Raw genomic sequence first — 20,228 nt, 5'->3', positions numbered from 1 at the left:
CAATATAAGTGAATTCCCACTTGGTATCTTGTAATTTAATTTCAAGTATATTATTCATAATATGCCTCAATCTCTTATTAAAAGCATTGCTTTTTTATTGCTTTTGTAGTATTCTTAAGTTTTTCAGGGGTATCATAAGGAAAAACTATGAATGTATACGATTTAATTGCAGAACATTACAGCGACCTTTTTCCGCTTGAATTAGAGAAGAGTCGAATTTGAGTTATATTGAAAGTTTCCCCATAAACCCAATAATTTCACCTTCATTTCCGTTTACCGGAATTTTCTTGTATGCGTTTTCACCGAGCAGGAGGGCGGTGTTGCAGACTTTGAATAAGAGTTCCAAGTCGTGGGTGATGATGAGGACGGGAACTTCTTGAGCGCAGTGTAAGATGAGCTTTGCGATTTCGTCCATGCGTTTGTAGTCGAGGCCGCTGGTCGGCTCGTCTAAGATGATGATGCGCCTGCCGCTCAAAAATGCCGTTGCAAGGGCGAGCCGCTGCTTTTGTCCGCCTGAAAGTTCCTGCGGATGGTCAAGCCTTTTTTCCCAAAGGTCAATTGTGCGCAGGTACTCAGCCGCTTGTTGCAAATAGGATTCATCCTTCCGTTTTGAAGAAGGAATAAGCTCGTTTTCTACCGTATCAAAAAAAATCTGATAGTCAACATCCTGCATCATATAATACGCATTTCTTAAGCGCTGCCGCCGCCGCTTCCCGTAACCGATCTGCCCCTTGCAAGACAAAAGCCCGCCTAAAGCTTTGCCGAGTGTGGTCTTTCCTATACCGTTTTTTCCGATAACGGCGATAATCTCCCCTGCGTGTACATCAAACGAAAGATTTTTGATAAGTTCCCGCCTGCCGATAGAAACGCTCAAATCCTCGATATGCGTAACCGCTTCTTTCGGTACCGAAGGGTTTTCGCAGACAAGACTGTCATACCGTATTGCCCTCAGTCCGTACCGCTTACAATCCTCTGTTGTCAATTCACCTTTCAAAAAGATTTTTTCGATAGTGCCGTCCTTCATGTAGATGAGTTTATCGTACAATTCATTTAAGAAAAACAAGCGGTGCTCGGCAATGATAATCGTTTTCCCCATCGCCTTTAAATCCCGTATCATCGCTTGAAATTGCACAATACCCTCATAGTCGAGATTGGAAGAAGGCTCATCGAAAAACAGCAGCTTTGTGTCATAGATGAGTGTGGAAGCGATGGCGACCTTTTGTTTTTGCCCGCCGGAAAGCTCTGAAAGTTTCGCGCCTTTAAGCGATTCTATCTGCATCGTCTGAAAAGCAGCATCGGTTTTTTCGCATAGGGTTTGAAAATCCATACCGAGGTTTTCTCCGGCAAAGGCAACCTCCTCCTCCGCAATGGTAGCAAAAAACTGATCACTCGGATTTTGAAACACATTGCCGATGTACTTTGCCAATTCACCCTTTTTATAATCCAAGATGTTCTTCCCTAAAATGCGCACCTCACCGTCGAGTATTCCGCCGTAATGATAGGGAATTAAGCCGTTTAATATCCGCGTTAAGGTAGTCTTCCCGCAGCCGGAAAAACCCGTAAGCACAACGAGTTCGCCTTCTTCAATGCTCAAATCAATGGCATGGAGCGTGGGACTTTCATCATTTTCATAGGTGAAGTTTTTTATTCTTGCTTCTACTATGCCCATACGGATCTCCATAGTAAAAAAACAGCTGCTAATAAACCCACCGTATCGTACCAGCCGAAGCGCACCGGTTTATAACTCGTCTTTTTTCCTTCGTACTCAATCCCCTTTGCTATTATCGAAGAGGTCAGCGTTTCACTTACATGAAGACATTTATAAATAAGGGGAATAAGATAGAGTTCAAACGAACGGATAGGATGTAACAGGCTCAAACGCAAACCCCGCACCTTCATACCGTTTTTTATTTCGTTTAACCGTGCCGTCATTTCGTCCAAAAAGCGTAAGGCGGTAACCAGTCCTATCGAAAGAGATTGCGGCGCTTTTACCGCACGCAATGCGCTCATAATTTTTAAGGGACTGGTTAAAATCAATATCCTTCCGATGTTAAAGATAGGATAGAGCCTTAAAAATAAGGCTATCAATCCTATCAATGCGCCGGTTGTCATTCCTAAATCGACATATGCCAAGAGCTTTATCAGCAAAAATAGGCCGATGTAGGCCAAAGCCCTTTTTACGCCTTCCGTGTACGAAAATAAGAACAAAAAAAGAAAGCTCATACCGAGCAGCACATAATACATGGTTTGATTGACAAGAAACACCAAGAATGATGTGAGCAGTATGAGTATAAAAAGCGTTATCGGATTCATTGACCATCCTTGAGTGTTTCTTGCCGGCTTCATTATAATACGCCCTTTTTACTGCTCTTTTCAAAGAACTTTTTGTTGATATAGGTACCGAATAAGCCTGCCAAAGATTCCAAGACGATGTTGCACACTACCGCTATTGCGATGGCTTTTCCCGTATAAAACTGAATCATCCACTGAGCCTGTTCACTTGAAATAGACGGAGCGAACTTCGTAATTCCTTCCGCACCTAATACTTTGACAAATATAATCGGGTGCATTGCAACAACAAACATTGCAGCCGAAAAAGCGATTGAAACTTTTACATTGCTTGAATAATCGCCGATGATGATTTCGGCAAGCACTGCCGAAACCAAACAAATCGGTATCATTATCCAATAGCCCATAAGGGTATATAAAAGTCCGTAGATAAGCCAAAATAAAAATGCCGTCCAGCGGTGTTTTACTTTTTTAGCCGTTATCACAAAAACAGGGCCTACTGCAAAAGCGGCAAATCCTGCAGAAGCGTATAAGGCTATGGCTCCCAGTGTTCCCGTCAGCATCGAAATTGCCATTCCGATTGCAAACCCGATAACCGTCAACACGGCTATCCGTACAATGTCTTTTAACTTCATAAAAAACCTCCTATAATTTTTTTGAAAATATACGGGCATCTTATGCGTTGCTTAGCAAAAAACAGTCCTCAACGTACAGCAAGTACGCCTGCGGGTGTTTTTTGCACGCGCCTTGAATCTGCTCCCTCTATTTTCAAAAGGGTTTTCTCTAATTGGGAATAACTAATAAGAGAATTTCCTTCTCCTATACTCCCTGTAATATAACTTAGTTATATTTAAACTTAAAAAAACAATTTTTCCTCATTCATAATTATAAATGAGTTTTAATTCATAATTGCAATTAACCTGTGCGCATTTTTTTCCAGCCTTCATTAAAGAAGTCCGCAATTAAATAGGCATTGTGTTCGGCTTCTTCTTTTGTTTCGCAATGAACGGCAACTTCCGATAGTGCATACAGGTATGCATGGTTCAGTAAGTGAATGCCTTTTTTGGTGATTACTTGAGCGGCCTTCTTTTTCCCGTGAATCATCTCCAAGATTTTCAGGTGGTTTTCATCTTCTTTTTCTATTATTTCATCTAAAAAATGCTCATGTTTTGTTCCATAAGAACAAAACGCCAAGAGCTCGAAAATATCTTTGTTATCAAAAAAATAGGATACCATACCGACGGCTCCCTTTAATTTTAAATCGAGAATGGATTCGATTGTTTGTTTTGTGATCACCGTTTCTTTTTTATACATTGTAAAACTTTGTTGTTTGAGCAAGCTATAATGGTACTCTATATCGGTAATGACCGGCTGTACCAATTCGGAAAAAAGAGCTTCTTTGTCTTTAAAATGACCGTAAAAGGCTCCGGTCGTAACACCCGCCTGCGCACAGATTTCCCGCAGATTGGCTTTTTCAAAGCCCTTCTCTTTGAAAATCTTTTTCCCGCATTCCAGAATTTTCTTATGCGTAAGGTCAAAATCTCCGTTTCCCATTAAAAGCACCTGTCAAATATAGCTTAGTTATATTATAAGGGTTTTTAGTTTTTTGTCAATAAGGGATTCCGGATATTTTTTTAAACGAGTGATAGAACTAGACATGGGACTTTATTCTAAGTAGATAAATCAGCAAAATAAGTCCCTTAAAAATTTTTTTATATCATCAAATGCAGAATTATTGAAATCCCAATACCCTTTCTCCGCTCCTAAGCCAAGGGCAGTTACAATAGGAACTTTTGATGCAAGATATATTTGTGTTTCAGCCTTAGGAATATTAAAACTCTTATTTTCTTTAAAGTATTCTTTTAAAGCCGACATATAAGATTTTCTTTCTGCAGAAAAAGGATCATTTTCAATTGAGCTTAAACAGAGATTTTCTAACATACCTTCATCTTTGTTATTAGGCATAATAAAAATACCAATTTGCGTAATTTCCGTATCTTCTGAATATTCAACCTTTCCAATAGATTTTGGACATGGTAGTTCGTTAGCCTTTAAAATATCACATATACTATCAAACGCCCTTTTTGCTGATTCTTTTTCAGCATCACGAACAAAACCTAATTTTTTTACATTTGAAAAACCTGGTATTTTTACAAATGATGTCATTTTCTTTTTAAATTTATCTTTACCGCCTACATCATGCACTTGTACTTTTTTGATAGTAAGAAATTCCAGCAACGCATTAAAAAAATGGTACTCATCTTTGCCTTCCACTAAAAGTAAATAACTCGAAGTTATTGAAATATGCTCTTCACTTTTACTTTCTTCTAAAGAAGCTGCTTTGCTTTTCTCTGGCATTAGCGGACCTCATAATCACTGTCTAGGCTTATGATAATATCTTCATAATCATAATGAATTATTTTTGTTTTATTATCTTTTTTTTCTATTCTGTAAAGAGCTATTTCATTTTTATTAGTTTTGTTTTCTAGTTGAGCATCTTTTAATGCTTTTACAGCTTCGTATGAATGAGTCGTAGCAATAATTTGAACATCAAACTGCTTTGCTAATTCTAAAATGGCTCTCCAGAATATCTTTATACTTGAGTAATGAAGTCCGTTCTCAATCTCATCTATTAATAGTACACCATCTCGCATATCATACATTGAACCTAAAACTGCAAGTGTCCGTCTAATACCATCTCCCATTACATTTATGGGAAGTAGCTCATCTTCTCCTATATCGAAATATATGGAGTTATCATTAGCAATCTGTATATCAATTAAGTTAGGTTCAATTGTTTTTAGAATATCAACAAGACTATTAATTCGCTTCTTCTTTACTATTGAAGATAAATCTGTTCCCTTATCTGCCAATGTAATTTGTGAATTTAAATATCGGGTGGAAAGATTTTCTTTATATGTATTCGATAATCTTATCCTACCATTTTTAATGCTTATATACACCTCTTGTTCAGGATCATTATTATTTTTAAAAGTTATCTTTATTCCTTCTATTTCTTTTATTTCATTTTTTAAACTAGATTTATCAACTTGTCCTAATTCGTTAAATGATATATAGCCAATTAGACTCGGATCAAAAAGTTTTTGATCCTCTATATTTTTTATAAATATATCTCTCGTCGTATCTGCATAAGGGCTAATAGTAGCACGACGCTCAATACCACTTATCTTACCACTTAATTTTATAGATTTATCCATATTTAAATTGTAAAAGATATATTTAAAATCATTATCGTTTGCTAATTTCAGACTTCGAAAAGTATTAATACTAAGCAACAATTCAGGATTTGACATACCAGATAGAAGAAACATTGCTTCAAGTAAAGATGTTTTTCCGGAATTATTTTTTCCTACAATTAAATTTACCTGCTCAAGCTTTTTCAATTTTGCATTATCAATACCTCTAAAATTCGATATTTGAAGTTCGTCGAATTTCATTCATAATACCTCCATATTTTATACCAAAATCTATTAACTCTATGCTCATTATACATCAACCGCCCACTTTTTCCAACTAGGTATCCCTTTTTTTATAGTTTTTTCTTAAAACTATTTATAATTAAGTTTAAAATTAATCTTGTATTCAATAATTAAGATAAAAACCCTCAAATCCACCCCATTCCCCTATTACAAATTAACTCACATCACAACCTCCTCAACACCCTCTGCTGCATGATAAAACCGATGAGTATCATCGTAAAATCAACGGCTGGTTCCGCCCACCACACGGCGAGGCTTCCGAACAAGTGCGGCAAAATCAGCATAGCCGGAACAAAGAGGATGAGCTGACGCAATAGGACAATCATTCCGGCTTTTTTGGCATCTCCGATGGATTGGAAAAAGGTAAGCGTCATAATCATAATTCCGTATAAAATAAATGTAGAATAAAACAGTTTGAAATTGATAAGGCCTGCTGCAATTATTTCCGGGCGAACATTGAAGATTGATAAAAGGCTTTCTGAAAAAAGCATTGCCGGAACCCACGAGAGAGCCGCAAGAAGCGTTGCCCCGTACATAAAAAGCTTCATCGTTTCCCGCACTCTTTCGTACTGCTTGGCTCCGTAGTTTGCACCGATAACCGGCTGTAAGCCCTGACTCATACCCCACAGCGGAATAAATGAAAACATGTATAACCGCATTGTAGCGGACATTAAAATCCCCCAGTTATCTCCGCCGAAGGCAAACGCCTGCTTGAATAAAACCGTTTGCTGTACTGCAAACAAAAGCTGCATGAGCATAGCCGAGCTTCCAATGCCGAACATTTCACGGTAAATTTCTTTATACTTTTTGATTTTGTGTATTTTGACAAAGGGACTTTTTTTCGCAAAATACCGCAGGGTTAAAACCGCCTGTACCATTTGCGACAACACCGTAGCAATCGCAGCTCCCTCAATTGCATAGTCTCCCATCAAGAGCATAAAAATCGGATCCAGCACGATATTGAGCAATGCCCCCGTTCCCATAATGAACATGGATTGTTTTAGAGCACCCTCGCCTCTCATGGTCATGTTTCCGGCTTGAGCAAAGTTTACAAATACCGAACCTAAAAATACAATCCGCAAATACCGCACGCCTAAATCTTTAATCGTTCCTTTTGCTCCCACCATTTCCAAAAAGTACGGAGCGGTAAGCACACCTGCTGCGGTAATCAATGCCGAAAAAAGCAGCACCCAATAACAAAAATTGCCGAAGATTTTATCTACCGTTTCCATACCACCCTTGCCGATTGCCCGCGACAGAATTGAAGCACTTCCGACACCGAGCAACGCCGACACTGCTCCGTTTATCAGCGTCAGCGACATAGAAATACTGATTGCGGACATCGCATAATCGCCGATAATTCTTCCTGAAAATACCCCGTCCATAAACGGGTACAACCCGATAACCGCCATTCCGATTATCCCGGGAATCGCCAGCTTAAAAAGCAGTTCTCTCGGACTTTTTGTTAATAATTGTGTTTTCATATCTTGGTTCCTCCTAATTAATTTCTCATTCCTAATTAATAACATTGTATGCTAACATTGTTATCTAAAACAAGAAAAAAGTAAAGGGGAGGAAAACTGTTTTATGGTGGAAATATTCGGCAATAAATGATATAATAAGATATATTTGATGAAAGTTACTTTGATATACTTAATTTAAGGAGAAATATATGGTTTATGAAACATTAGTTGAACAAATAAAAACTGTTCCTCAAGAATGTCTTGCTGATATAGAGAATTATATCCAATATATTCTTTATAGATATAATCAATCAGCTGAAAAAGAAATACATACGGATTTATCAAAGTATTTCGGTTCAGTAAAATTTCATCAAGATGCATTGAAAATACAGAAGGAAATGCGTAATGAATGGAACTGATTTTTTAGCCGATACAAATGCTTTAATTTATCTGCTTGCCGGTAATACCTGTATGAAACCTTATATTTCCAAAAAAATTGGATTTTCAATAATTTCGGAAATGGAACTTTTGTCGTTTTCAGGAATAAGTCATCAAGAACAAAATAATATAAAAGCTTTTTTATCTGAATGTTCAGAGTTGCAATTAACAAAAGAAGTTAAAGAAAAAACTATTGAAATCCGTAAACATTATAAAACAAAATTACCGGATGCAATTATTGCTGCAACGGCAATAGTAAATAAAATTCCGTTGATTACAGCAGATAAAGCTTTTGAACAAATTGAAGAATTAAATTTAGTTTTAATAAAACCTGACATCATTTAAATGATTTTCCCTAATTTCCAATTCCTCTTTTCCAGATCATTTTGTTTTTCTAAAATGATGAGTATTGAACTATCATATCCATCGGATTCCGCTCATCGTCATAACGGTTAGGCGATTTTGCCGCTTCTTTTCCGTAACCGATAACCAAAATGTTTACCGGAATCAAATCATCGGGGATATTGAATTCGGCACGCACTACATCGGGCTTAAAATCAACAACCCCGACGCAGAGCATCGGGGTATTAAACCCTCCGCACGAATAAGTAATCCGGCAGCTTGAAAGCCCTGAACCGTTATCATAAAAGTGCAGACCTAAAAACCTCATCACTCCTACACCCTTTGTAAGGTTTGCGGTTTTTGGACATAAGGAAAGCGGTAATCGGATAGGCTGAACTCAAAGTTTTCTCTGTTTACTATGCCGAGCGGTTTATCGCTGTCGTACAGCTGCATGAGAAAGTCTACAGCCTGTTTGCATGAATGATACTTTCCGAATGCCTTGTCGTAATCGTAGTTTGTGATGTCATTGGCGATATTGCCGAAATTTGTTTTTGTGGCGGCAGGGGCAAAAACCTTTGCTTTCATTTTTGCTCCCGCTGCGGATAACTCGCGGCTTAAGCCTTCGGTAAAAGAGGCGACGAAAAACTTTGTTGCGCAATAGGTAACCGCTGTCGGAACAATCGTGTACCCGCCGACGGAAGACACATTGATAAGTTTCGTATGTTCTTTGTCTGCAAAGTCCCGCACATACAAAGCTGAAAAAAGCGCAACGGCTTCTATATTAAGGCTCAGCATATCTTCCATTTTTGCTAGGTTTTGATTTCCCACACTGCAATAATCGCCGAAGCCCGCATTGTTTATCCATGCTTCAATATCCAAGTCTTTTACGGAATTGTATACGGCATAGATATTTTCTTTTTGGGTAAGGTCGTACGTTTTGATGATGACCTCCACAGGCGGATTAACCGTGCCGGTAATTTCGGCTTTTAGCTTTGCGAGCTTTTCTTCATTTCGTGCAACCGCAACGATATTTTTCCCGCGCTGTGCAAACCGCTTTGCCGCTTCGTATCCGATGCCTGAACTTGCACCTGTGATAACTACGTATTTTTTCATCTTTTTACCTCCTCATTGCTAATTTTTTATAGTATTCGATTTTTTCGCGGATTTTTGCTAAGCTGTGTGTTTTGTTTTCAAGTTCCGCTAAAAGCCGTTTTTCGTGTTCTTGAAGCATTTTGAGCCGCTCGGGTGCGGTGGTGTTTCCCTTTTCGCGAAGTTCGGCAAACTCGACTATTTGAGCTATTGGCATACCGGTTGCTTTTAAGCGGAAAACAAATTCCATCCATGCGATGTCCGTTTCCGTAAATTCCCGATACCCGTTTTTTCTTCTGCGGATGGGCTTTAATACTCCCTTTCTTTCATAGTAGCGTAGCGCCGAATCGCTTACGCCGAGTTTAAAAGCAAATTCTTTAATCGTCATGGTGGCTCCTTTGTAGTGTAATTTTATAGAGCGAATTATCTCCCCATGCTGCGATGTACAGTTCCTTTGAACCGGTGTCGGCAATAAGCCCAACAGGAGAAATAGGTTTATCGGTAAGCTGCTCGGTTTTTCCGTCCGTAAGCGAAATGCGGTAGAGCCCCGTGCCGCCGTAATCGACGGTCAAAACGGAATCAGGCTGAAACGGATCGAGAATGAGCCCCGCTGCGGGAGCATTGAGTGTTTTGCTTAAAACGGTGAACTTGGCATTTTTTGCTTGGTAGAGATAGATTGTTCCGGTGATGTCGTTAATGACATACCGGTCTTTACCCGTCTGAATAGCTGCAACAGGGGTGGTCAAGCCCTTGTCGGCAAGTACCGAAATTTTTCCCTCAGGCGATATGGAAAGAACTCTGCTTTTGCCCCGCTCGGCGACAAGCAGGTTTCCGTTATCATCAAAGGCTATGCCTGCAACAACACTGAGCCCTGAAATAAAATTGCTTTTTTTACCGTTTTGCACTTTGTAGATTACACCCCCGCTGTAAGTTGCAACATATAAGGTATCTTTGCTGTCGATTGCAAGACCTGAGGGCGAGGGAATGTCTTTTATAACCGTTTCGATTTTTCCCGAACGGTAACGGTCAATTCGCCTTGCACTCCAGTTTGCAATGTACAGATAGCCCTTGCTGTCAAAAGCCATTCCGACAGGGGATGAAAGCGATGAAGCTAATTTTTTTATTTCGAGATGCTCTTTTGCAAAAAGATTACAGTTTGCCAAAACCGCCGTACCGATTAAAAAAATACTTGTGATGTGAATTTTATTCATATAAGTTCTCCTAATTTATGTATCTTTTAATAATATAAACCTTGAAGTTAGGTTCAAGGCAAGAGGTTTTGGGAAAAAATATATATTATCAATTAAATCTTCTATATCATTTTGGCTCTGCACTCATTACAAAATCAACAACCCCGATGCAATGAGTCGGGGTATTAAACCCTCCGCACGAATAAGGTAAAGTCGGTATTAGGATTTTCTTTTATGTACTTTGTAACAGCGGTGTTTTCGGCTTCGTTTTGCATATCTTTGAGGTAATAATAATATCCCAACCTTCTTCCGACAGCAAAGTTAAGTTTGTCTTCCGCACTCATCGAAAGATACGAGTTGATAATTGCAAGCATTGTACCTTTATCTTCAGGCAGTTTTCCTCGCACTTCCAATAGTAAGTTTACAATATGCTCATTCACATAATAACTTGTAATATCGGTAAGCTGCTCGATAAAAAGTTTTTGCTCACAAACTATTTCCTCTTCCGATTGCAAATCGAACAAGCCTTTTTCGACATCCCGCCCCAATTTTGTATTCGGTTTAAATGCTGTGTGGTGTACGCGAATAAATTCGGGATTAACGGCATTGATTACCTTAGCCGTTTCGATTGCATTTTCTTCGGAAAGAGATTTACCGTTGATTCCGAGCAAGGTAAATTCCGATAATGTCATGCCGGCTTTTTTAGCTGCCAAGTCCGATTTTACAATTTGCTCTGCGGTTATTCCCTTGTTGATTTTTTGCAGTATCGTATCCTATCCGAGCCTGTTTCAATTCCTCGGTACAAGTGATTTAAGCCCGCTTCGCAAAGAGCTTGTAATTCGGTTTCGGTCTTTTTCAAAATGCTGTCACAGCGGGCATAGGTAGTAACCGCTTGCAGTGCAGGAAAATATTTTTTAAGCGTATGCAATATCGAAAGTAAATCCTTTGCGGGAATATTAAAAGCATCTCCGTCCTGCAAAAAGCAGGATTTAAAAAAACTTGCGCGTTCCCCGTAATAGGTAGCATATTTTTTTATATCGCCTATAACCTCTTCGGTAGAACGCACCGAAAAGCGCATCCCCTTATACAATCCGCAAAAAAAACATCTGTTCCAAGGACAGCCTCTTGTCAAACGCAACAAGAGGCTTTGATGTTCCGACGGCGGTCTTATAGGACCGAGTTCAACATCTATCATCTTGTTTTTCTAAAATGATGAGTATTGAACTATCATGTCCATCGGATTCCGCTCATTGTCATAACGGTTAGGAGATTTTGCCGCTTCTTTTCCGTAACCGATAACCAAAATGTTTACCGGAATCAAATCATCTGGGATATTGAATTCAGCACGTACTACATCGGGCTTAAAATAAGTAATCCAACAGCTTGAAAGCCCCATATCTTGAGCGCACATCATCATGTGGTCGGCTGCGGTACTCGTATCAATATCTGTCATGCTTGCTTTGTCAAAGGGGCGAACCCACGCCGCTTTTTTGTTGGCGCATACCACAATGGCAAGCGGTGCACCGTGCGGAGTACATGCTTTTTGCAGCTTACTCATCGCCGCCTCGTCATTTAAAACAAGAAAACGGCAGGGCTGCATATTTGCTGCCGTAGGAGCAATACACCCCGCTTCCAAAATACAGTTAAGCTTTTCCGCCTCAACAGCACGCTTTTCATAACTCTTCACCGAATGTCTGCTTTTGGCGAGTTCCAAAAATGTGTTCATACGACACCTCCTTATACATAGATATTCCTCTATGTATAACATATAAAACATATAGATATTTGTTAATATATATTTTTGCTTTTTTTTAAAGTTTTTCAGAAGTTAAATCAATACATGAAAAGGAGAGAGAGCGTTATTAGCTCGGTGCATTATTTTTTATCGGTTAAGGCGTTAATTTCTTTTTGAAATGTTTTAAGTTTTTTCTTGTCGAGAGAATAATTAATCCATTTGGATTCTTTTCGAGTGAGAACAAGACCGCAGTCGGTTAATATTTTCATGTGATACGAAAGGGTCGGCTGTGTAATTGAAAATTTTTCCAAAATCTTGCAGGCACATTTTTCCCCATCGTTTAACATCTGAATTATTTCCAAACGGGTACTGTCGCTCAATGCCCTGCACATCAAAGCTATATCTATAGAACTCATAACACATATTATACAAAAAATTTAAATATTTTCTATATGGTAGTGTTTTAGCCGCAAACTTCAACATCTCTCCCTATATAAAAGAATTTATGCTAACATTGTTATCAAAATAAGAAAAAAGTCAAGGGGATAAAACCGTCTTATGCAAAAGTATTGCTTTTTATAGTGTAAAGATAATTTTTTTATACAGGGCAGCATTCAATTCGTGAACTTGTTAGGGTGTAACATTGCATAACCGGAATTGCTCCATATAAACTTATTTCTCCCCATCTCCCAATCCAAAAACCTTCCTCCAGCCGGCGGAAAAAAAATCGGCGAGGGTTTTCATTGAGTTCAAAGCGTCTTTTTTTTTGAAATTATGCAGTACGGTTTCAAAGATGCATGAAAAATATGCATGGGTCAGCATGTGGAGTTCTTTTTCGGGAAGGCGGCGGACGGTAATGCCTTTTTTTCCAAGCAGTTCGCAGGTTTTATACATATCCTTAATTTCCCGCTCCACCATCCAATCAGTAAAATCGGCATATTTTGTACCGGAGGCACAGCAGAGAATCAGCTTAAATGATTCAAGATTATCGAAGATATAAGAGACAAAATCTTCAAGAGCTTCTGCCGAGACTTTCCATATTTCATCGATACCGCTGTTTTCAAGCACGGTAAAACACAGTTTTTCGGAGGCGGAATACTGTTCTTGTAATCCCTGAATTGCAGGTTCCACCAATGCGGAAAAAAGGTAGGCCTTATCCTTAAAGTGCCGGTAAAATCCGCCTGTGGTAACGCCTGAAAGCCTGCATATTTCACGCAAGTTGGCACGCTCAAAGCCTTCTTTTAAAAAAAGTTCTTTACCGTTTTTGAGAATCGTTTCGTGTGTTTGTGCGTAAGTTCCGGTATTCATATTTTCCGCCTTGATAACTATGTTACCAGTATATTTAAAGAAAAAACTTTGTCAATAGGAAAAATTTTTACCGCTTGATAACCATAGCACTTAACCGTATACTAAGCCTAGATATTTTACAAAAAAACTATTACCAAAGCTGAGGCCTTATAAGGAAAACTATGAATGTATACGATTTAATTGCAGAACATTACAGCGAACTTTTTCCGCTTGAAACGGAAAAACTTGAATTTATACAACACCTTTGTCCGTTGCCGGGCAGATTGTGCGATGCAGGCTGTGCAACCGGTGAACTTGCAATGGGTTTATATCAAAAGGGATATAATATATGCGGACTCGACTTAAATGCAAAGATGATTGGAATTGCAGAAAAGAAAGCTTCGTGTATCCGCAAAACAGGTGAACTTATGTTCTATCATGCAGATATCGCCGATATTATGCAGTTCGGTAAATTTAAGGGTGTGTTGTGTTTCGGTAATACGCTTCCGCATTTGCGTGATGAAGATATTCTCCGCCGTTTTTTTAGCTCCGTGTATGGGTCATTAGAGGAAAACGGCATCTTTATTGTTGAAGTTCTCAATTATGACCGCATCCTTGCTGATAAAAAAATGAACTTTAAAGATAAAGAAACGAAAGATTTTATTTTTAAGCGGCACTATGATTTTTTACCCGACGGGGATATCAGATTTACTATAGAATTTACCGATAAGCTGTGCAGTACCGTTGGTTCGGATTTTACGGTATTACATCCACTTAAGAGGCAAATGCTTTTAGCCTTATTTAAGCAGGCAGGATTCAAATCCGTTTCAGCATATTCTGATTACAGCTTTACGGAAAGCCGTGCAGAAGATTATGCCGTAGTATACACAGCAAATAAATAAGAGATATAATATTCTCATTTTGATAAGGAGCAGTTTATGAAAAACACAAAATATCTTTACATGGTTTTGATTTTTTTTACGATTATTGTAATAAAAGGCATGGCGGCAGAAAACAACAAAGAGTATAAAGTACTGATAGGTATGGCCTCCGACAAAGCGGTAAATCTTAAAGGAATAAAAACACTGGTAATTGATGCTGAATTTTTTTCTAAAAAAGATATAGAACAGCTTCACAAAAACGGAAATGTTAATATATTTTCTTATTTAAACATCGGCTCTATCGAAACATTCCGCGATGATTATGAAGCGTTTGAAGATATAGCTTTAGGCGACTATGAAAATTGGGATGAAGAAAAATGGATAAATGTTGCGGACAAAAGATGGCAAAAAAGAATAAAGGACAAAGCACGGCTCTTATCTCAAAAAGGCATAGACGGTTTTTTTCTTGATAATGCTGACATCTATTATCATTATCAAACACCCGAAATATATCGGGGACTTATGACTCTTTTACATGAAATACATAAAGAAAATAAACCTATTATAATAAACGGCGGAGATACTTTTATAAGTCAAGCAATGAAGCAAAATGCTCTTAAAGGAATCGTAAACGGAATCAATCAGGAAAGCGTATTTACCGAAATAAATTTTAAGAATAATACATTTGGAGTAAAACCCATAGAAGATAGAGAGTATTTTTTTGCCTATCTGGATAAATGTAAAACCTATGGATTTACCGTCTATTTACTGGAATACGGCCCAAGCAAAAAAATTGAAAAAGACATAGAGGCGTATTGTCAAAACAACGGATTTATCTACGACATATCCCATTCATTGCAGCTCGATAAACCTTTTTAAAGCAGAAAAATTATATTTTAAGGAAAATTTTATGACAAACAAAAACAATTCTGCTTCAAATAGCAGCACAGAACATGTACATCCGTTTGAGCCCTTCGTCTCTAAAAACACAAAGACTTTAATATTGGGTACCTTTCCGGGAAAAGATTTTACGGATCCTAATAAAGAGAATGACAAAGAAGATTGGTATTACGGCAATAAATGTAACGAATTTTGGGAATTAATAGAATATGCTTTAGACTGTAAAGAAAATTCATTAAGAAAAATAAAAGAAAAAAAGGAAGTATTGAAAAAACACAACATTGGTATAACAGACATTGTTAAAAAAGCAAAGCGAAAAGAGGATAATAACTCAGATGAAAATCTTGAAGTTATGGAAACTAACGATCTTAACTCCCTTCTTGATAAATATAAGGACATTGATACAATTGTACTTACTTCAAAAGACATGTACACAAAATTTTTTAAAAAATATTATGTAAAAACTAACGATGCCATTTTAAAACAAGATAAAAACAATAAACCGGAAACTCATGAAGAACAAGGTAAAAAAATAAATATCTATTATTATACTTTTAAAGGAAGGCCAATCCGTGTTGTCCCATTACATACTCCCGCAAGAAAAAATGTAGCAAATGTATCAATAGATATAAAAAAAGCACTATATAAATATATACTTAACGATACTAAGTAATCTTACCCCGCTTAAAATCGGACATGGATGTACATTAATAGCGGACATGGATGTCCGTGATTCCCAACTTCAAGAGTTTGCGCTTGCCGCAAACTCTAAGCTGAAAATTGGACACGGACGTCCGATTTTCAGCGAGTACTTGAATTTTTACCGATTTTCTTTTATACTTCCCTGATTTTAAATTAGGAGATTTGATAAACAGTTCGGCAGAAATTCAGCCTCACTGTTTATCTGAATATTTGCTGCAAAAAGTTTTTCTGGGAGTCGATATGGGTAAGGTAATTATGGGGGCAGAAGCTCTTGACGGGTATTTAACAGAGGATGATCTAAAGCATCTTAACGAAATGAATGCTCTTTATCAGGAAGCTATTGAAAATTTTGCTGTTTTAGAAAAGGAAAACGGCGAAAAAAAGAAAAAGGCCAAAGATGAGGTTATAAGACTTTATACCGAGATGGGACATCTTATGCAAAATATATGCAAAGATATACCTCAACTTAAAGTTTTCTCTTTTGATACTGAACATGAAAATCATGCCGAGGCTTCAAGGGTTATTGCAAAACTCCGCTCCATAAAAACCGAACACAGCGAATTCTTATACTATACCCAGCGTTCTTTTGAAATGCTTTTTAAACTTGCTTATAAGGGGCACCAAAAAGACAAGAAAAACTATCTTGTAGTAAAAACTCCTGTAACGAATCCGGTTCAAAACTATGCGGTTCACAAGATAACCGACATTGACCATAAAATCGAAAATACGGTTATGTGTGTTATGTTGAGAGGAGCCCTCCTCCCCTCTATGATTCTTTCAAAAGAAATTGAAGAGTATTCTTCTCACGGCTATGTAACCCCCTTTGCCCTCTTTAAGATTAAAAGAGATGATTCCCGCAAAGAAGACGATATGCAGTACATCCTTGATTTGGATAAGTCTTATTTTAACCTAAAAGATTTGGACGGAAAGGACCTTATCTTTGCAGACCCTATGAATGCGACCGGAGGGAGCCTCGTAACCGTTGTAAAACACCTAAAAAAACTGGGCGTAAAGCCGAAATCGATAAGCTGTTTTCATGTAATTTCTGCCTTAAAGGGAGCCTTACGCATTGTGCGTGCCTTGGATAACTGCACACTTTACACCCTTTGGATGGACCCTGCTTTAAATGCTTCGGCTTATATTATGCCGGGTCTCGGCGATGCAGGAGACAGGATAAACGGAACCGATACCGATGAAACACCCAGAAACATTATTCAGCTCCTTGCAGACTATGGCTCAAATATTGCGGGGCTTTACCGCTCTCAGCTTCGTCAGATAGAAAAAACCGTTTTAGGAAACTAGGGAGATTCAAAAAAGGTGAAAAAAAATACTTTTATAGTTTTTTTTGGTCTCTTGTTTTTTATTTGCTTTACAAAAGTTTTTGCAAAGGGAGCTCTTGAAGAAGACCTTGCAGGAGAGTATTTTTCTATAGCTCAAGGCTATGCAGAGCTAAAAAACTACCCAAAAGCTGCAGATTATTATCTTAAAGCCGAAAAGTCTGAAAAATATAAAAATGCAGCTCAATATAATTTGGCACAAGTTTATGCCCTTCAAAATGAATGGGAAAACTGTCTAAAATATATTGAACCCCTCTATAAAAAAGCTCCCGAAAACATAAAAATATCTACAGCCTATGCCTATGCTCTGGCCTCATCAGGAAAAGAAGAAAAAGCCCTTTTAATTTATGAAAAGATTTATTTGGAAAATAAGGAAACTCCCGAATATTTCTTTAACTATGTTAGAATTCTAATTATTGTAAAAAAATACGAAAAAGCAAAAGAACTTCTTAACGAATCCAAAGAAAAATTTACACAAGAAGATGATAAAAAAACTATTAGTGAACTTGAAAAAGAAATAGAAAAACTTTTAAATCCGCCTGAACTAAAAAAAGATTCAACACAAGAGCCTAAAGAAAAAAAGTAAGAAACCTAATCAAAAATCGGAACGGCTTCATAGCCCTCGCTTTTTAGCCGGATAACTATATCTCCTTTGCCGTCATCCTTTACTAAAACCGAAAAGAAAGAGTCCTCCCCTCGCTCTTCTTTTTTTATTGTTACCGTAAAGCCCTTCTTTTTAAGTTCATCTGCAAGTCCTTTAGCAAAATTTTCGGTTTTAAAAAAACCGGTTTGATAAAATTTTGCAGCCGGCACTTCATTATTTTGTGCTAATCCTAAAGTTTCGCCTTGACTTAATGAGACGGATTCGGAAGCTGAATCTGCAAGAGATTCTTTAAATCCTCTATTTTGAGGCATTAAATACCAAAATGTTTTAGGGCTTAAAAAAGCCTCACCTCGGACAACAGCGGCCTCAATGCTGTTAGGGAATTTTTTTACGAGGGTGTTCTCAGCCTTCTTATCCCCATCGACCCACCAAAGAGTCAAAAGCATCGCAGGATGAAATTCTGCGAATTTTGAATCGGTAACATATTTTTTTATATTTTCAAGAGAGCTTTTTTCATCCGATTTTAATTTAAGCCATTCAAAAAGAACAAGAACTTTTATATCTTCTTTAGAAAATGGGGTCTCAATGATAGGCAGCAAGCGGTTGCGGCAAAGCTCGGAGGACTCGCTTATATTATCGGCTAACAGAAAGGCTCCAAGAGCCTTGGTTAAAAGAGTTTTTCTTTCTTTCTCGGGAGAAAGTTCCGCAGCTTCAAGATAGTGTCTTCCGGCTCTCAAAAATAAATCGAACCTTTCTTCATAGTCGGCCAAAACGGATAAAGCTATAATTTTTTCTTCATTTGAAGAAATCTTTTTTATTTCTGCTTCAATAAACGAAGAAACATCAGCAGGAGCTTTTTTTGTAAAACCGTTTTTGATAATCTTTTGAATATTCGGAGGTAAGGAATTTTGAGCAGTCAGGCTATGCAAAAAAAAGAGAAACAATAAAAAAAATAGTATTTTTTTTATCTTAAATTCCATAAACCCTTTTATCTCTTACCTCATTTAAATCTCAGAATTACTTTCAGGAATTGAAGTCTTAGATTCTTTTTTACGCTTAAACCATGATTTTTTAGGCTTTTTTAAGTCCACAGTGTCTATTCCGACACCATCGCTCGCCGTAAATGTTTCTTTTTTTTCATTTAAAGGCTTATTTTTTTTCTTTTTACTTCCAAATAAAAAAGGAATGGTTAAGATAAGTCCGATTAAAAACGAAAAAATATTGCTTACATAAACAGGTACATTTTCAAATGTATAAAAAATCAAAGAAATATTGCAAGAGTTTTTCATGTTAAAGCCTGCGAATAAGCCTAAAAACAATACTATCAATAAAAAATAAATCAATTTCCAGTTCATATAGTTCCTTTTAAGAGCATTTCCAATACTCAAAAGAATAGTATACATAAAATAAAAAAAAGAACAACAGGGGTTAATAAAATCTACTTAACCGCCTAATTAACCCTGTTTATTTCCTTTCCGGCTATAAAGGCTTTTACGTTAGCTGCAGCTGTTTTTATAAGCCTCTCTCTGGCCTCAAAGGTTTGCCATGCTATGTGGGGCGTAATAATACAGTTAGGAGCTTTAAGCAGGGGATTATCTTTAGCCGGAGGTTCTACACTGAGAACATCGCAGGCAAGACCGGCAAGTCTTTTTTCCTTTAAAGCCTCTGCTGCATCCTTTTCGTTTATAAGAGGGCCTCGTCCCGTATTGATTACAATGGAAGTTTTTTTTATCTTTTTTAAGGACTCGGCATTTATAATTTCTTTTGTTTCCGGAGTCAAAGGACAGTTTAAGCTTATTATATCGGAAGAAGAAAAAAGCTCATCTAAAGAAACTTGTTTTGCTTCTTCTAAGCCCTTAATATTTTTTTTAGAGCGGTTAAAATAGATTACCTTCATATTCATGGCAAGGGCAATTTTTGCAACGGCTTGGCCTATGTTCCCAAAGCCGACTATACCCATAGTCTTATCGGAAAGCTCCCTTATATCAAAACTGTGATAGCAAAAGTGAGGAGAAGCCGACCATTTTCCGCCCATAACCTCATCGCTGTGTTCCTTTACATGCCAATAAAAGTGAAAAATAAGGGCAAATACAAGTTGAGCCACGCTGTCGGTACTGTAAGAAGGAATATTTGTTACACAGATATTTTTAGCTCTTGCAGCCTCAATATCGACAACATTGTATCCGGTAGCTAAAACTCCTATATATTTAAGACGCGGCAAAGAATCCATTATTTCTTTAGAAAAAACTACCTTATTTGTAAGAACGGCATCTGCCTCCTTACACCTTTCAAGAAGTTCCTCTGCACTTGTTTTATCGTATATTGTAAGATTTGAAACCGATTTTAACTCATCCCACGAAAGGTCTCCGGGATTGGAAGTAAACCCGTCAAGAATAACCAAATTTAATTTTTCACTCATAAAAGCACCTCTGATTTAAATGATTTAAAATTTAAAAAAATCAAAAAAACAG

26 protein-coding genes are annotated in these 20,228 nt (G+C 37.6%); 7 read left to right on the top strand and 19 right to left on the bottom strand.

Annotated features, from left to right (window positions below):
* Positions 1-223: 223 nt before the first annotated feature.
* From HYB91_RS05380 to HYB91_RS05350, 7 genes are all read right to left on the bottom strand, one after another.
* A complete protein-coding gene (locus tag HYB91_RS05380) occupies positions 224-1,669 on the bottom strand; it encodes an ABC transporter ATP-binding protein (RefSeq protein ID WP_002678305.1) in 1,446 nt (481 codons plus the stop codon).
* Complete coding sequence (locus tag HYB91_RS05375; protein WP_002678307.1) at positions 1,660-2,346, bottom strand: energy-coupling factor transporter transmembrane component T family protein; 687 nt, start codon at positions 2,344-2,346, stop codon at positions 1,660-1,662. Before HYB91_RS05375 ends, HYB91_RS05380 begins: the two co-directional genes overlap by 10 nt.
* Positions 2,346-2,924, bottom strand: coding sequence for an MptD family putative ECF transporter S component (locus HYB91_RS05370; protein ID WP_002678309.1), 579 nt, complete (start codon positions 2,922-2,924; stop codon positions 2,346-2,348). The genes HYB91_RS05375 and HYB91_RS05370 overlap by 1 nt, the downstream gene beginning before the upstream one ends.
* A 280-nt stretch (positions 2,925-3,204) precedes the next feature.
* The gene (locus HYB91_RS05365) at positions 3,205-3,843 is read right to left on the bottom strand and encodes a TetR/AcrR family transcriptional regulator (RefSeq protein ID WP_002678311.1); all 639 of its coding nucleotides are present in this window, start codon (positions 3,841-3,843) and stop codon (positions 3,205-3,207) included.
* A gap of 129 nt (positions 3,844-3,972) precedes the next feature.
* On the bottom strand, positions 3,973-4,647 hold the full coding sequence (locus HYB91_RS05360; protein ID WP_002678313.1) for a DUF3226 domain-containing protein: 675 nt from the start codon (positions 4,645-4,647) through the stop codon (positions 3,973-3,975).
* Entirely contained in the window at positions 4,647-5,747 is a 1,101-nt protein-coding gene (locus HYB91_RS05355; RefSeq protein WP_002669182.1) for an AAA family ATPase, read from the bottom strand. Before HYB91_RS05355 ends, HYB91_RS05360 begins: the two co-directional genes overlap by 1 nt.
* 206 nt (positions 5,748-5,953) lie before the next feature.
* The gene (locus HYB91_RS05350) at positions 5,954-7,273 is read right to left on the bottom strand and encodes an MATE family efflux transporter (protein WP_002678315.1); all 1,320 of its coding nucleotides are present in this window, start codon (positions 7,271-7,273) and stop codon (positions 5,954-5,956) included.
* Between the two features lie 188 nt (positions 7,274-7,461).
* On the opposite strand from HYB91_RS05350, the gene HYB91_RS05345 reads away from it, so the two are divergent.
* Both HYB91_RS05345 and HYB91_RS05340 read left to right on the top strand, forming a co-directional pair.
* Complete coding sequence (locus HYB91_RS05345; protein ID WP_002678317.1) at positions 7,462-7,671, top strand: hypothetical protein; 210 nt, start codon at positions 7,462-7,464, stop codon at positions 7,669-7,671.
* On the top strand, positions 7,658-8,035 hold the full coding sequence (locus HYB91_RS05340) for a type II toxin-antitoxin system VapC family toxin (RefSeq protein WP_002678319.1): 378 nt from the start codon (positions 7,658-7,660) through the stop codon (positions 8,033-8,035). The genes HYB91_RS05345 and HYB91_RS05340 overlap by 14 nt, the downstream gene beginning before the upstream one ends.
* Positions 8,036-8,084: 49 nt before the next feature.
* Here HYB91_RS05340 and HYB91_RS05335 read toward each other — a convergent pair whose 3' ends face one another.
* From HYB91_RS05335 to HYB91_RS05295, 9 genes are all read right to left on the bottom strand, one after another.
* Positions 8,085-8,360 carry a nitroreductase family protein gene (locus HYB91_RS05335; protein WP_002678320.1) on the bottom strand — a complete coding sequence of 92 codons (276 nt, stop codon included), beginning with the start codon at positions 8,358-8,360 and terminating at the stop codon, positions 8,085-8,087.
* 5 nt (positions 8,361-8,365) lie between these two features.
* Positions 8,366-9,145, bottom strand: a complete 780-nt coding sequence (locus tag HYB91_RS05330; protein ID WP_002678321.1) for an SDR family NAD(P)-dependent oxidoreductase — start codon at positions 9,143-9,145, stop codon at positions 8,366-8,368.
* A 4-nt stretch (positions 9,146-9,149) separates the two neighbouring features.
* Positions 9,150-9,509 (bottom strand): MerR family transcriptional regulator, encoded by a 360-nt coding sequence (locus HYB91_RS05325; protein ID WP_002678322.1) that lies wholly within the window; start codon positions 9,507-9,509, stop codon positions 9,150-9,152.
* The gene (locus tag HYB91_RS05320) at positions 9,499-10,332 is read right to left on the bottom strand and encodes a hypothetical protein (RefSeq protein WP_002678324.1); all 834 of its coding nucleotides are present in this window, start codon (positions 10,330-10,332) and stop codon (positions 9,499-9,501) included. The genes HYB91_RS05325 and HYB91_RS05320 overlap by 11 nt, the downstream gene beginning before the upstream one ends.
* Positions 10,333-10,496: 164 nt before the next feature.
* The gene (locus tag HYB91_RS05315; protein WP_252508201.1) at positions 10,497-11,024 is read right to left on the bottom strand and encodes a coproporphyrinogen III oxidase; all 528 of its coding nucleotides are present in this window, start codon (positions 11,022-11,024) and stop codon (positions 10,497-10,499) included.
* A gap of 26 nt (positions 11,025-11,050) precedes the next feature.
* The gene (locus HYB91_RS05310; protein WP_002678326.1) at positions 11,051-11,506 is read right to left on the bottom strand and encodes a radical SAM protein; all 456 of its coding nucleotides are present in this window, start codon (positions 11,504-11,506) and stop codon (positions 11,051-11,053) included.
* A 9-nt stretch (positions 11,507-11,515) separates the two neighbouring features.
* Complete coding sequence (locus tag HYB91_RS05305; RefSeq protein WP_002678327.1) at positions 11,516-12,037, bottom strand: nitroreductase family protein; 522 nt, start codon at positions 12,035-12,037, stop codon at positions 11,516-11,518.
* A gap of 149 nt (positions 12,038-12,186) precedes the next feature.
* Positions 12,187-12,462: an ArsR/SmtB family transcription factor gene (locus HYB91_RS05300; protein WP_002678328.1), complete on the bottom strand. Its 276-nt coding sequence runs from the start codon at positions 12,460-12,462 to the stop codon at positions 12,187-12,189.
* Between the two features lie 256 nt (positions 12,463-12,718).
* Entirely contained in the window at positions 12,719-13,354 is a 636-nt protein-coding gene (locus HYB91_RS05295) for a TetR/AcrR family transcriptional regulator (RefSeq protein WP_002678329.1), read from the bottom strand.
* 161 nt (positions 13,355-13,515) lie between these two features.
* On the opposite strand from HYB91_RS05295, the gene HYB91_RS05290 reads away from it, so the two are divergent.
* The 5 genes from HYB91_RS05290 to HYB91_RS05270 all read left to right on the top strand — a co-directional run bounded on the left by HYB91_RS05290 (position 13,516) and on the right by HYB91_RS05270 (position 17,739).
* Positions 13,516-14,235: a class I SAM-dependent methyltransferase gene (locus tag HYB91_RS05290; protein ID WP_002678332.1), complete on the top strand. Its 720-nt coding sequence runs from the start codon at positions 13,516-13,518 to the stop codon at positions 14,233-14,235.
* Between the two features lie 36 nt (positions 14,236-14,271).
* Positions 14,272-15,093 (top strand): glycoside hydrolase family 191 protein, encoded by an 822-nt coding sequence (locus HYB91_RS05285; RefSeq protein ID WP_002678333.1) that lies wholly within the window; start codon positions 14,272-14,274, stop codon positions 15,091-15,093.
* 31 nt (positions 15,094-15,124) lie between these two features.
* Positions 15,125-15,787, top strand: a complete 663-nt coding sequence (locus HYB91_RS05280; protein ID WP_002678334.1) for a uracil-DNA glycosylase family protein — start codon at positions 15,125-15,127, stop codon at positions 15,785-15,787.
* 269 nt (positions 15,788-16,056) lie between these two features.
* Complete coding sequence (locus HYB91_RS05275; RefSeq protein ID WP_002678335.1) at positions 16,057-17,118, top strand: uracil phosphoribosyltransferase; 1,062 nt, start codon at positions 16,057-16,059, stop codon at positions 17,116-17,118.
* Positions 17,119-17,133: 15 nt separating this feature from the next.
* A complete protein-coding gene (locus tag HYB91_RS05270; protein WP_002678336.1) occupies positions 17,134-17,739 on the top strand; it encodes a tetratricopeptide repeat protein in 606 nt (201 codons plus the stop codon).
* Between the two features lie 5 nt (positions 17,740-17,744).
* Here the strand turns inward: HYB91_RS05270 and HYB91_RS05265 are convergent, their stop codons facing one another.
* The 3 genes from HYB91_RS05265 to HYB91_RS05255 form a co-directional block, all read right to left on the bottom strand.
* A complete protein-coding gene (locus tag HYB91_RS05265; RefSeq protein WP_002678337.1) occupies positions 17,745-18,737 on the bottom strand; it encodes an SPOR domain-containing protein in 993 nt (330 codons plus the stop codon).
* Between the two features lie 24 nt (positions 18,738-18,761).
* A complete protein-coding gene (locus tag HYB91_RS05260) occupies positions 18,762-19,112 on the bottom strand; it encodes a hypothetical protein (RefSeq protein ID WP_002678338.1) in 351 nt (116 codons plus the stop codon).
* A gap of 95 nt (positions 19,113-19,207) precedes the next feature.
* Entirely contained in the window at positions 19,208-20,176 is a 969-nt protein-coding gene (locus HYB91_RS05255; RefSeq protein ID WP_002678340.1) for a D-2-hydroxyacid dehydrogenase, read from the bottom strand.
* Positions 20,177-20,228 lie beyond the last annotated feature (52 nt).

This window comes from Treponema sp. B152, assembly GCF_024181665.1.
In the GTDB taxonomy this organism is placed as follows: Bacteria; Spirochaetota; Spirochaetia; order Treponematales; family Treponemataceae; genus Treponema_B; species Treponema_B denticola.
The sequence above is the reverse complement of the archived record's forward strand: the minus strand, read 5'-3'. Positions and strand labels throughout refer to the sequence as shown.